12 protein-coding genes are annotated in these 12,772 nt (G+C 63.2%); 3 read left to right on the top strand and 9 right to left on the bottom strand.

The annotated features are described in order from the left end of the window. Window positions 1-5: 5 nt before the first annotated feature. Window positions 6-1,106 carry an ABC transporter permease gene (locus C2L66_RS06790; protein ID WP_060601210.1) on the bottom strand — a complete coding sequence of 367 codons (1,101 nt, stop codon included), beginning with the start codon at window positions 1,104-1,106 and terminating at the stop codon, window positions 6-8. A gap of 65 nt (window positions 1,107-1,171) precedes the next feature. Continuing rightward, complete coding sequence (locus C2L66_RS06785; RefSeq protein ID WP_054934509.1) at window positions 1,172-2,800, bottom strand: ABC transporter ATP-binding protein; 1,629 nt, start codon at window positions 2,798-2,800, stop codon at window positions 1,172-1,174. Window positions 2,801-3,117: 317 nt separating this feature from the next. On the opposite strand from C2L66_RS06785, the gene C2L66_RS06780 reads away from it, so the two are divergent. Next, the gene (locus tag C2L66_RS06780) at window positions 3,118-4,047 is read left to right on the top strand and encodes a LysR substrate-binding domain-containing protein (RefSeq protein WP_035990911.1); all 930 of its coding nucleotides are present in this window, start codon (window positions 3,118-3,120) and stop codon (window positions 4,045-4,047) included. A gap of 81 nt (window positions 4,048-4,128) precedes the next feature. On the opposite strand, the gene C2L66_RS06775 is transcribed toward C2L66_RS06780, so the two are convergent. Beyond that, on the bottom strand, window positions 4,129-5,538 hold the full coding sequence (locus C2L66_RS06775) for an 8-oxoguanine deaminase (protein WP_060601213.1): 1,410 nt from the start codon (window positions 5,536-5,538) through the stop codon (window positions 4,129-4,131). 622 nt (window positions 5,539-6,160) lie between these two features. Between C2L66_RS06775 and uraH the strand changes: the two genes are divergently transcribed. Together uraH and C2L66_RS06760 are read left to right on the top strand one after the other, a co-directional pair. After that, on the top strand, window positions 6,161-6,514 hold the full coding sequence (uraH, locus tag C2L66_RS06765) for a hydroxyisourate hydrolase (protein ID WP_042313565.1): 354 nt from the start codon (window positions 6,161-6,163) through the stop codon (window positions 6,512-6,514). Between the two features lie 228 nt (window positions 6,515-6,742). Next, window positions 6,743-7,936, top strand: coding sequence for a urate hydroxylase PuuD (locus C2L66_RS06760; RefSeq protein WP_054934507.1), 1,194 nt, complete (start codon window positions 6,743-6,745; stop codon window positions 7,934-7,936). Between the two features lie 118 nt (window positions 7,937-8,054). On the opposite strand, the gene C2L66_RS06755 is transcribed toward C2L66_RS06760, so the two are convergent. From C2L66_RS06755 to C2L66_RS06730, 6 genes are all read right to left on the bottom strand, one after another. Next, window positions 8,055-8,423 carry a VOC family protein gene (locus C2L66_RS06755; RefSeq protein WP_060602702.1) on the bottom strand — a complete coding sequence of 123 codons (369 nt, stop codon included), beginning with the start codon at window positions 8,421-8,423 and terminating at the stop codon, window positions 8,055-8,057. 202 nt (window positions 8,424-8,625) lie between these two features. After that, window positions 8,626-9,138, bottom strand: coding sequence for an ureidoglycolate lyase (locus C2L66_RS06750; protein ID WP_060601219.1), 513 nt, complete (start codon window positions 9,136-9,138; stop codon window positions 8,626-8,628). Then, window positions 9,135-10,148, bottom strand: a complete 1,014-nt coding sequence (alc, locus tag C2L66_RS06745; protein WP_042313548.1) for an allantoicase — start codon at window positions 10,146-10,148, stop codon at window positions 9,135-9,137. Before alc ends, C2L66_RS06750 begins: the two co-directional genes overlap by 4 nt. Before the next feature lie 66 nt (window positions 10,149-10,214). Next, window positions 10,215-10,736: a 2-oxo-4-hydroxy-4-carboxy-5-ureidoimidazoline decarboxylase gene (gene uraD, locus C2L66_RS06740; protein ID WP_060601223.1), complete on the bottom strand. Its 522-nt coding sequence runs from the start codon at window positions 10,734-10,736 to the stop codon at window positions 10,215-10,217. Continuing rightward, the gene (gene puuE / locus C2L66_RS06735; RefSeq protein WP_054934504.1) at window positions 10,733-11,686 is read right to left on the bottom strand and encodes an allantoinase PuuE; all 954 of its coding nucleotides are present in this window, start codon (window positions 11,684-11,686) and stop codon (window positions 10,733-10,735) included. The genes uraD and puuE overlap by 4 nt, the downstream gene beginning before the upstream one ends. 155 nt (window positions 11,687-11,841) lie before the next feature. Then, window positions 11,842-12,699 carry an aspartate/glutamate racemase family protein gene (locus tag C2L66_RS06730; RefSeq protein ID WP_060601225.1) on the bottom strand — a complete coding sequence of 286 codons (858 nt, stop codon included), beginning with the start codon at window positions 12,697-12,699 and terminating at the stop codon, window positions 11,842-11,844. Window positions 12,700-12,772: the final 73 nt, after the last annotated feature.

The raw sequence follows: 12,772 nt of genomic DNA, 5'->3' as shown, positions 1-12,772 counted from the left end.
CGGTTTTACGATGCCGCGATGCCGCGACGGCGCACGCGATAGTTGACGAACAGGTCCGCACCGAGCAGACAGAACAGCAGCAGTCCCTGGAACACGCCCGACAACGCCTGCGGCAGCTGCATCGACGTTTGCACGGCTTCGCCGCCGAGGTAGAGCAAAGCCATCAGCAGACTCGCGAGCACGATGCCGACGGGATGCAGCCGTCCAACGAACACGACGATGATCGCCGTGAAGCCGTAGCCCGGCGACCACGTCGCCTGCAACTGGCCGATGGGACCGGAGATTTCGCCCATGCCCGCGAGTCCCGCGAGGCCGCCGCTGATCAGCAACGACGTCCAGATCGTTTTCTTGTCGGAGAAGCCTGCGTAGCGCGCGGCCAGCGGCGCAAGACCGCCGACGTTCATCCGGAAACCCGCGAAACTCTTGCGCATGAACAGCCACACGAGCGGGATCGCGACGATCGTCACGAAGACCGACGCGTTCAGCCGCGTGCCCTTCAGAAATTTCCAGTGCCAGTCTCCATAGAACGTCGGGTACAGTGCATCGCCTGAGAACATTTCGGAGAGCGGGAAATTCATGCCCTGCGGGTCGCGCCAGGGACCGCTGACGAGATAGATCAGCACCTGCGTGGCCACGTAGGTGAGCATCAGGCTCGTGAGAATCTCGTTGGTGTTGAAGCGGCTTTTGAGCAACGCGGGAATCGCGGCCCACGCCATGCCGCCCAGCACGCCCGCGATCATCATGGCCGGCAGGATCCACCAGCCGGTCGCCTGATCGAAGTAGATCGCGACACCGCTCGCCGCAATACCGCCGAGCAGCATCTGCCCTTCCGCGCCGATGTTCCACACGTTCGCGCGGTAGCCGATGGCAAGGCCCAGCCCGATCAGGCACAACGGCGACGCCTTCAGCAGCAGTTCGGCCCAGCCGTTGACGCTCGACAGCGGCTCGATGAAGAACGCGGCCATCGCCTGCCCCGGGTCACGCCCGACGAGACTGAAGATCAGATAGCCGATCACAAGCGTGAGAAGCGCGGCGATCAGCGGCACGGCAAGCTGCATCGTTCGTGACGGCGACGTGCGGGCTTCGAGTCGATACGGAAGAATCATTGTGCGTGTTGTCGATGTTGTCTGTGCAGTTGCATTCGTAAGCACTTCAGTGCATGCATCACATTTCATGCATGTGCCGGGTGCCCCGCTGACGGGGGTGCACCTTCAGGCGGTGTGCCCTCGCGGTCGCCGAACAGCCCGGCCATCCAGCGGCCGATTTCTTCCGCGTTGGTGTCGCCCGTCATGCGGGCCGGCGACATGCGCCCGCGCGCAATGACGGCGATCCGGTCGCAAATGTCGAACAGTTCCTCGAGTTCTTCGGATATCACCAGAATCGCGACGCCGCGCGCCGACAGATCCAGCAACTGCTGTCGGATGAACGCGGCCGCGCCGACGTCGACACCCCACGTCGGCTGCGCGACGACGAGCACCTTCGGCGCCTGCAGAATCTCGCGGCCGACGATGAATTTCTGCAGATTGCCGCCCGACAGGCTCTGCGCGAGCGCGCCGTCGCCGCCGCAACGCACGTCGAACGATTCGATGCAGCGCTTCGCGAACGCGCGCATTGCGCCCGCGTCGATCCACCCCGAACGCACCATCTGTTGCCGATGCGCCGTCAGCAACGCGTTTTCCGCGAGCGACATGGCGGGCACCGCGCCGCGTCCCAGCCGCTCTTCGGGCACGAAGGCAAAGCCTAGCCGGCGACGCGCCGCCGCGCCGAGCTTGCCAGCAGGTTTGCCGCAGATCGTCACGGCATCGGCGCGATTGCCCTTGTGCTCGCCCGAGAGCGCCGCCAGCAGTTCCGCCTGACCGTTACCCGATACGCCCGCGATGCCGAATATTTCACCTGCATGCACGCTGAACGACACATCGGCGAGCGAGGTCCCGAACGGATCGTCGCTGGCAGATGAAAGATTTTTCACGTCGAGCAGTACATCGCCCGGTGTGTGCACGCGGCGCTCGTAATCGGGCAGCGAGTGACCGACCATCAGTTGCGCAAGGGATGCATGCGTCTCTTCGCGCGGCGTCACGCGGCCTGTCACCTTGCCGCCGCGCATCACGGTAGCCGTGTCGCAGAGTTCCTGGATTTCGTCGAGCTTGTGGCTGATGTAAAGAATGCTGCAGCCTTCCGATGCGAGCCGGCGCAGCGTCCCGAACAGCTTGCGCACGGCTTGCGGCGTGAGCACCGAGGTCGGCTCGTCCATGATGAGCAGACGCGGATTCTGCAACAGGCAGCGCACGATTTCGACGCGCTGCCGCTCGCCCACTGTCAGGCTGTGCACGTGGCGCTGGGGATCGATGTCCAGTCCGTACTCCGCCGACACTTCGCGGATGCGCTTTCCCAGTACCTTCAGATCGAATGGCTCGTCGAGCGCGAGCGCGATGTTCTCGCCGACCGTCAGCGTCTCGAACAGCGAGAAGTGCTGGAACACCATGCCGATGCCGAGCTTGCGCGCCGCGGCCGGGTTCGCGATCTCGACGAGCTGGCCTTCCCAGCGGATCTCGCCTGCATCCGGGCGCACCGCGCCGTAGATGATCTTCATCAGCGTGCTCTTGCCCGCGCCGTTTTCGCCGAGCACTGCATGAATTTCACCGGGAGCGACGATCAGCGTGACGTCGTCGTTCGCGCGAACTGCAGGATATTGCTTGCTGATGCCCGTCAGTGCGAGGCGCGCTGTGGCGCCGTCGCTACGGTTTGCGCCGTTTGCGTATGCGCTGCTGCCCGTCGGGCCGCCTTTAGGTGTGTCGCTCATGTTGTTCCGTATTACGCGTGTGGCCGGCGGCACGGAGCGTCGCTCGCGCGCTCCCCGCTTGAGTCCTGCTCGAATCCCGTTTGAACGCCAGTTCAAATCCCGCTCGAAATTCCGGCCCCGGACGCGCGCGTCGTGCTACCGCAGCCGATCGACGATACCGAAATCGCTCCTCCCAGTCGAGCCGCCAAAATTCCCGCAGAGCCGCGCCGCAGCGTGGTTTGCGGGTATCCCACCCTTGACGGTTTCTTATCTCTATATTAAAACGCATATACCCCCAAGCCTGTTCGATCAGCCAGAACATATATTTCGGAGAAGTCATGAGTCAGCAACGCGAGGCGATCGACACCTACCTACTGCGCGTCTTGCACACCCTTCTGATGGAGCGCAGTGTCACGCGCGCCGCCGTCAAACTAAACCAGTCGCAACCCGCGATCAGCGCCGCGCTGCGTCGGCTGCGCGACATCACGGGCGACCCGCTTCTCGTGCGCGGCAAATCCGGCATGGTGCCGACCGAGTACGGGCTGCGCCTGCTCGAACCCGTGCAAAATGCACTGCGCGAAATCGAACGCATTAAATTTCAGCAACACAACTTCGATCCTGCGACGTCGATCCGCTGCTACCGGATCGGCTGCCCGGACTATCTGAACGTCCTGTTCGTGCCGACCGTCGTCGAGCGCTTCCGCCAGGCCGCGCCGAACGCGACACTCGAGTTCCACTCGCTCGGCCCCGCGTTCGACTACGAACTGGCGCTCGAGGACGGCAAGCTCGACATCGTGGTCGGAAACTGGCCGGAACCGCCCGAGCAACTGCACCTGTCCAATCTGTTCGTCGACCAGATCGTGTGCCTGATGAGCAACACGCATCCATTCGCAAAGCGCGGCGGCCTGACGCTCGACCAGTATCTGAACGCACCGCATCTCGCACCGACGCCCTATTCCGTCGGCCAGCGCGGCGCGATCGACGTGCATCTCGCGCGCGAGCGCCTCAAGCGCCATGTCGTCGTCACACTGCCCTACTTCAACCTCGCGCCGTACGTGCTGATCAAATCCGATCTGATCTTCACGACCACGCGCCTGTTCGCCGACTACTACGCGAAGTTCCTGCCATTGACCGTCGTGCCCGCGCCGCTGGATTTCCCGCCGATGCAGTATTACCAGCTGTGGCATGAGCGTGTGCACTACTCCGATGAAGTGCGCTGGTTGCGTAGCCTCGTCGCCGAAGCGACCAAGACTTTGATTGCGAAGTAGTTTTCCTTTCACTCACAGCATGCAAGGCACTAAGGTGCAGGCGACGGCTCCGCGCCGCCGCCCTGCTTTCATGCCACGCGCTCAGGCTGCACTTTCATACAGCGTCTGAGCGAGACGGTTATGCCGCTCGATCACCGGGCCGAGATCCACCGTGTTCAGCACGCCGTCCTTCACCACCACCTTTCCGCCAATCACGCTCGTCGAGACTTGCGACGGCGCACAGAACACCAGCGCCGCGACGGGATCGTGCAGCGCGCCCGCAAAGAGCGGTTGCCGCAGATCGAACGACACGAAGTCCGCCGCCATGCCGGGCGCCAGCGCGCCGATATCGTCGCGGTTCAGCACTTTCGCGCCGCCGAGCGTCGCGATCTCGAGCGCCTCGCGCGCAGTCATCGCATCCGGTCCGAAGCCGACCCGCTGCAACAGCAGCGCCTGACGCACTTCGGCGACCATCTGCGCGCCGTCGTTGGACGCCGAACCGTCGACGCCCAGGCCGACAGGCACGCCCGCGAGCCGCATCTTCTTCACGGGCGCGATGCCCGATGCGAGCCGCATGTTCGAACACGGACAATGCGCGACGCCGGTTCCCGTGCGCGCGAACAGCCGGATTCCGGCATCGTCGAGCTGCACGCAGTGCGCATGCCATACATCGTGACCAATCCAGCCGAGGTCCTCTGCATATTCTGCCGGTGTCATGCCGAACTTCTCGCGGCTATATGCAATATCGTTCACGTTCTCGGCGAGGTGCGTATGCAGCGACACGCCGTAGTGCCGCGCCATGGCCGCCGACTCACGCATCAGATCGCGGCTCACCGAGAACGGCGAGCACGGCGCAACGACGACACGCAACATCGCGTAACGCCCTTCGTCGTGGTATGTCTCGATCAGACGCTGCGTGTCTTTCAGAATGTCGGCTTCCTTCTCGACGACGGAGTCCGGCGGCAGGCCGCCGTCCTTCTGCCCGACACTCATGCTGCCGCGGCTCGCATGAAACCGCATGCCGATGCGGCGTGCAGCGGCAATGCTGTCGTCGAGCCCGCTGCCGTTCGGATAGATGTACAGGTGATCGCTCGACGTCGTGCAGCCCGACAGCAGCAGTTCGGCCATCGCCGTCAGCGTCGACACCTCGATCATTTCCGGCGTGAGATTCGCCCACACCTTGTACAGGCTGGTCAGCCAGCCGAACAGCTCGGCGTCCTGCGCAGCGGGTATCGCGCGCGTCAGGCTCTGATACATGTGGTGGTGTGTGTTGACGAGGCCGGGAATCACCAGATGGCCCTTCATGTCGAGGATTTCGTCGGCTACGTCGGGCAGTTCATCCGACCGGCCGACCGCGACGATCCGGTTATCTTCGATATAGAGCCCGCCGTCGCGCAGCTCGCGCCGCTCGCCGTCCATCGTGACCAGCACATCCGCATGCCTGACGAGCATCGTCTTGCCGCGTTGGCCGGTCGTCCCGCTCGCGCCGGTTGAATTGGTTTGCATCGTCATTCGTTTCTCCAGTACTGCCCTGTGTTGCCGCCGATGAGGCCGCTGCACGATGCTGCGCCCTCGCGCTGCTCCGCCGGCATGTAGCCGCTCAAAGCTGCATCGTTCTGCCGTCGCCGCAGCCTGCGGTTGTCCGGGCAAGTGCAAAAGTCGTTCGAACGCGATGTCGCCGGCACGCCACCGTGCCGTCGCGTCCGTTCGAACGCAGTTGGCCCGGTTACCCAGCGTGCTCCGCCGTCTTCGGGATGCGCAGCCGTGCCGCGCATGGACGTAACCTTCGGGCGACAAAATTACGCTGGCAACTCGCGCCATTGCGATACCGAAGTTCACGACGTGCATATAGTCGGTATTTTTGGCGCCGGTACGATCGGAACCGTGCGGCGCCGCCCGCCGAGCCTGCATCGGACTGCCTGTCCGATGGGCGGCAGCGGGGCGTCATGCGGTAGCGATTATCTTTCCTATCGCTGGCTCGCGGAGGTGAACAATGTTTCTACAATGGATGTCACGGCGCTCGCTTCAAACCGCCGACGGGTATGTAGCCACTGACGTGGAGCCTCGATCCGCCGCAACGTGTAATGGATCGGGCCGCCGCTGAAACCTCGCATCCACACAAGGACAATCGCGAATGGGCAAGCTCACTACCCACGTGCTCGACACGGCCAACGGCCGTCCCGGCGCCGACATCAAGGTCGAACTCTTTGCGCTTTCCGGCGACACGCGCCGTGCGCTCAAAACCACCACCACCAATCACGACGGCCGCTGCAACGAGCCGCTGCTCGAGGGCGATGCACTCGCCGTCGGCGAATATGAACTGGTGTTCCATGCCGGCGACTATTTTGCGTCGATCGGCACCAAAGTGCCCGAACCGCGCTTCGTCGATCGCGTCGTGCTGCGTTTCGGCGTTGCGGATGCGGGTGCGCACTATCACGTGCCGCTGCTGGTGTCGCCTTGGGCTTACAGCACCTATCGCGGCAGCTGACGCGAACGGCGTCGCGTGCAAGATCGTGCGCATGCGTGCATTTCGCAGATGACATGGAGACATTCGCGAAGCGCAAGCCAGAGATCCGCGATCGATCGGCACCCGATTTCATCCGATTGCCGTTGCATGCACTGATCCGATAGCGGACATGCACCGGCGCAACAACCCCGCATGCCGCGCAACACCCGAGATGCTGCGCGAACAACGAATCAGGAGTGGAGGAGTTTCATGGAAGGCTTTATCACCGACTGGCTGAATCTCGCGATTCGCTGGTTTCACGTTATCGCCGCGATTGCATGGATCGGCGAGTCGTTCTATTTCGTTGCGCTCGACAACAGCCTGAAGCCGCCCACCGACCCGAACCAGCGCCGGCGCGGCGTGTTCGGCGAGCTGTGGCATGTGCACGGCGGCGGCTTCTACAACATGCAGAAGTACACCGTCGCACCGCCCGAAATGCCCGATGACCTGCACTGGTCGAAGTGGCCGTCGTACACGACGTGGCTGTCCGGCTTCGGTCTCTTCACGGTGTTGTATCTGTTCGCACCGAACACGTATCTGATCGACAAGAACGTGCTCGACATGGGCCCCGTGGTCGCGATCTTCTCGGCGCTCGGGTTTCTCGCCGCAGGCTGGATCGTGTATGACTCGCTGTGCCGGCTGCTCGGCAACAAGGACAAGGTGCTCGGCATCTGCGTGGGCATCTATGTGCTGATCGCCGCGTTCCTCGCGTGTCACATTTTCGCGGGCCGCGCAGCGTATCTGATCATGGGCGCGATGCTCGCGACGATCATGTCGGCGAACGTGTTCTTCGTCATCATCCCCGGCCAGCGCAAGATGGTCGCCGCGATGCTCAAGGGCGAAACGCCCAACCCGATCTACGGCAAGCGTGGCAAGCAGCGCTCGGTCCACAACACGTACTTCACGCTGCCCGTCGTGTTCGCGATGCTGTCGAATCACTATGCGATGACGTACACGCATCCGTACAACTGGGCCGTGCTGGTCGTCATCATGCTGGCGGGCGCGCTGATCCGTCAGTTCTTCGTGATGCGTCATCGCGGCCAGGTGCTGTGGTATCTGCCGCTCGCCGGCATCGTGCTGATGTTCGGCGCGCTGTTCTGGACGATGCCGAAGCCCGTCGTTCCCGTGGCGGAAGCAGCGAACGCGCCCGTCGTGAAGACGGCCGACATCGTGCCCGTGTTGCAGCAGCGCTGCGTCGCCTGCCACTCCGCGCATCCGACGATGATGGGCAGTGCACCCGCTGGCGTGCTGCTCGATACGCCGGCAGAAATCTCGACGAACGCGCAGCGTATCTATCAGCAGGCCGTGACGCTGAAGGCGATGCCGCTTGGCAACGTCACGCACATGACCGACGAGGAACGGCAGAAGATCGCCGCGTGGTTCCAGGGCGGTGCGGTGAATTAACGAATGAGGTGTCGATGACGGGCGCAAGCCCGGTTCTTCGAGGTTAGCGGGCGGTTCGCGCAAGCGGCAGTCCGCTTTTTTTATTTCCGTGACGGCACGGCAGCATCACCACGCACGCTCAACGTCCCACGCGAAAGCCTCGACTGGAAATCGACACGGAATTGCCATCCGGGTCTTTTGCATTCGCAAAGCTGTAGCCGTCCGCGCGATGCGTCGCGCCGAATACGAGTCCTGCATCTGCGCAACGCGTCTTGAACGCTTCCACGTCTTCAACGTCGAACACCAGCTTGACGGTTGCTTGCCCTGCTTTGACGCCTTTCGCGGCAGGGTGAATCATCAGGATCGCGCCGCCGTGCGGCGGAGTCAGTTCGACGATACGGTCGTCGTTATCGCGCGTAGACGCGAATCCGAAGTAGCGTTGATAAAACTCACACGCGCGTTCGACGTCCTTCACGTACAACAGAATCCTGTTCAGTGACGGTTGCATGTTTTCCCGTGGAAAGATGTTTGCCTGCATATGATCAATGCCGCCCGCGATTCTGCGCGATTTCATACGGCACGCGCAACACGCACAACACGCGCACCAAAGCAAAGGCCCATTGCGACTCCCGTCGCAATGGGCCTTTTTCAACCACAACCAGTCACACTACCAAACCGCGCAATTCGAACCTAAGCACAGCGCGCCAGACTCAGACGACCACCGCATTCATCGCGTCTTCCGTCAACCACTGCGATTCGCGCAGATTCTGCTCATTGAGATTCAGCCCATCACCGCCACGATCGACGACGATGAAATCGCTCACCTCGCCCAACGCGAGCAGCGGATGATGCCACACGCCCTTCGCGTAGTTCACGCCTTGCCAGCCGCTCGTGACGAACGCGCGAATCTTCGACTCATCCAGCTCGCCGGCAGGCGCCACGACAACCAGATAAGGCTTGTCGTTCAACGGAATGAACGCTTGCGAACCAAGCGGATGCCGCTCCATCATCGTGATTTCGAACGGCAGCGCGCGCGGCTGTCCGCGGAACAGATTGACGAGCGTGCGGCCGTTTTCATCCGTGACGTCGACTTTCGCGAGATCGTGATAACGGATCGTCGTGCCGAGATTGATCGGGATCTGCTTCGCACCTTCCAGCTCGATCACATCGCCGAACGGCGCGAACGCTTCGCGTGTCAGCGGTTCGATAGCGAGTGTCTTCATGATGCGAGCGTGCCCCACAAACGCAGACGCGACACGCCGCCATCAGGAATGATGTTGAAGCGGATATGCGTGACGGGACCGAGCGCCGCGATCTCGCTTTCGAAGAAGTGCTGCTTGTCCATCTGCAACTTCTGCTCGCCAAGCAGCACCGGCCAGAACATCGCCTGCGTGATCAGCGAACTATCGGTGCCGCCCGTCACATACGCCGCCTGGATCGAGCAGCGGTCCGGATAGTTGCCCTTGAAGTGCGCCGTATCGACTTCGATCTTCTTGATGACCCCGGGCTGCGCGAGCGCGACGATTGCCCAGTCGTTGCCCGGTTCGCGGCGACGGCGCGTTTCCCAGCCGTCGCCCATGTTGACGCCGCGGCCTGGCATCAGCAGCGTCGATGCGGCGCCGAAGTGCTGGTTGTTCGCGCCGACCAGGTAGGCGCCGTTTTCCATCGCGGCGAGGTCGAACAGATCGGTGCGGCTCGCGCCCGCCCAATCGACCTGCGGCTGGCCGTACACGCGCAGACGCGCGATGCCGCCGTCCGGATAGATGTTCACGCGCAGGTGCGTGTACGCGTTCGTGTCGCCCACTTCGAGGTAGTGGTGGCTGTTACCTTGCAATGTGGTCGACGGGACGATCTCCGTCCATTGCGTCGACTGGTTCGGCGCGCCATCGACGACGCGAGCCGCTTCCACCGATGCCGCCGGCGGGAAGTTGCCCGTGAAATGGCTGGTATCGAGATCGAGGCCCTTGATGACGCCCGGACGCGCGAGCTTCACGACGCACCAGTCATAGCCCGTCGTGCGCTTGCGGCGCGTTTCCCAGCCATCCATCCACTTGCCGTGCTCGTCGTACTTACCCGGAATGAAAACGGCCGGCTCCGGATTCAGCATGCGGTCTTTCGGCGCGAAAAAATCGTCGCTGGCTTCGAGCGCCTGTGCGCCAAGACGCGGGTCCGCGAGGTTCACGAAACGGCGCGTGAAGTCGGGTGCGTTGGGGTCGAGAATCGGGAGTGCCATCGTTGTCTTCCTTGCTGTCTGGTTGTTGCTTTGTAAATGCGTGAATGTGCGACGATATCCCAGCGATCAGGGGCTGATCAGATCGTCGAGACGAAAACGCGCAATGCGGTAGATCTGGTCGAGACTCGCGCGCAGTTCGTCGGCGCGGCTGTTGTTCACGCGCGCTTCGAAGTTCGCGATGATGCCGTGCCGGTCATAGCCGCGCACGGCGAGAATGAACGGAAATCCGAACTTCTCACGATACGCTGCGTTCAGGCGCAGCAGCTTGTCGAACTCTTCCTGCGTGCATTGACCGAGGCCCGCGCCGCTTTGCTCGCGCGTCGATTCAGCCGTCAATTCGCCACGCACGGCCGCCTTGCCCGCGAGCTCCGGGTGAGCGTTGATGAGCGCGAGCTGCTTCGCCACGCCTGCCGTTTCGACGGCGTTCGACATCGTCTGATGCAACGCATCGATGCTCGCGTACGGCCGCTGCGCCGCAGCCACTTCGGCGACCCACGGCGAATGCTCGAAGATGCCCGACAGCGCCGCGACGAACGCGTCGGTCGAGATGCTGTTGAGTTGGTCCAGTGTGTATTGCATCGCCTTCATGCCGCAGCCCCGCGGTTGTCCTGTTGTTGATAAGGATGATGCTCGCGCCAGTGACGCGCGATATCGACACGCCGTGTGACCCACACGCGCTCGTGCTTTTCGATGTGATCGAGAAACCGCTGCAGCGCGCGGAAGCGGCCCGGGCGGCCGAGCAGGCGGCAGTGCATGCCGATCGACAGCATCTTGGGCGCTTCGTCGCCCTCTTCGTACAGTACGTCGAATGCGTCGCGCAGATACGTGAAGAAATGGTCCGCCGTGTTGAAGCCTTGCGGCGTGGCGAAACGCATGTCGTTGGTGTCGAGCGTGTACGGCAGGATCAGTTGCGGCACTTTCGCGCCGCCCGTCACTTCGACATCCATCCAGAACGGCAGGTCGTCGCCGTAGTTGTCGGAGTCGTACAGAAAGCCGCCGTATTCGGCGACCAGCCGGTGCGTATTGGGACTGTCGCGGCCCGTGTACCAGCCGAGCGGCCGCTGGCCCGTCACGCGTTCGATCGCTTCCATGCCGAGGCGCATATGCTCGGCTTCGCGCTCCGGCGACATGTCCTGATAGTGAATCCAGCGATAGCCGTGACACGCAATTTCATGGCCCAACTCGACAAAGGTGCGCGCAAGCTCCGGGTGTCGCTCGATCGCCATGCCGACGCCGAACACCGTCAGCGGCAGGCCGCGCTTCTCGAACTCGCGCAGGATGCGCCACACGCCCGCACGCGAGCCGTATTCATAGATCGACTCCATACTCATGTGACGCGCCGGATACGACGCCGCGCCGACGATCTCCGACAGGAACTGCTCCGAGCCTGGATCGCCGTGCAGCACGCAGTTCTCGCCGCCCTCTTCGTAGTTGAGCACGAACTGGACCGCGACGCGCGCGCGTCCTGGCCAGTTTGCCTGCACGGGGTGGCGGCCGTAGCCGATCAGGTCGCGCGGATAGTTCGGATCGAATGACATGATATGAATGGCGCAGCGGTTGGCGTGAGCGTTGACAGGTACGCGCCGGCGGACGTCGTAAGCGCGGGAAAACACGCTACGGCAAGGCCGGCAGGGTTGAACCAGTGTAGCGAAAACACCCGGGTGCGCCCATACACCCGGGCAGATAGTGCATGTCAGACTGAGTGTATGTGCGGTGCAATATCGGCGGCGGGGTCGGCGCGTAGTGCACTCGAGTTCACTCGCAGCAGCGCGTCCCCGGCGGCTTGCCGGGCGGCAGGCGCCGCAGCTGGCTGCTCGCCCGTCGGGCTGAAGCGCGCGAACTCGCCGTCATAGCGCTTGGCGAGCGGACGCGCATAGTCGCCGCGCTTGGCCGTAGCCAGCCGCAGCGAAACCAGCGCTTCGACCCACTTCACAGCCGCCGTCACGCCTTCGACGACAGGTGCGCCCAGTGCGTCCTCGATCTCGCGGCACAGTTCGGCCATCCCTGCGCAGCCGAGCACGATCGCGTCCGATCCGTCTTCGTCGAGCGCGCGCCGGCATTCGTCGAGAATGATGCGCCGCGCGGACGAGCCGGGCTGATCGAGCTCGAGTACGGCGACATCCGTTGCACGCACGTTGCGGCAGAAGCGCTTCATGCCGTAGCGCTCGGCCAGATGCCACGCCATGCCGCAGGTGCGCGACAGCGTCGTGACCACCGAGAAGCCCGGCGCCAGCACGCTCGCCGCATGCATCGCCGCTTCCGCGATGCCGATCACCGGGCCGCGCGCCAGTTCCCGCGCCGCGTAGAGGCCAGGATCGCCGAAACATGCAATCACATAACCATCGAAGCCGTCACGCTCGCCCGCCTCGATTTCCGCGAGCAGCCCCGGCGTGGCGAGCGCCTCGTCGTAATAGCCTTCGATCGACGGCGGGCCCATCGTCGGGCTCACCGCCACCAGCTCCGTGCCCGGCGCCACGACGTCGCGCGCACAACGGCCCATGGCTTCCGTCATCCGTTGCGTCGTGTTCGGGTTGATCAGTTTGATACGCATGTCGACTCCTGTGTCGACGGGAGTTAGCGCTTTAGCGCTTACTCCCGTCCCATGCAAGATATTGCTTGCACGC

Origin of the sequence: Paraburkholderia caribensis, assembly GCF_002902945.1 — a bacterium.
Classification (GTDB): Bacteria; Pseudomonadota; Gammaproteobacteria; order Burkholderiales; family Burkholderiaceae; genus Paraburkholderia; species Paraburkholderia caribensis.
Note: the sequence above shows the minus strand (reverse complement) of the source record. Positions and strands in the feature narration are given on the sequence as shown.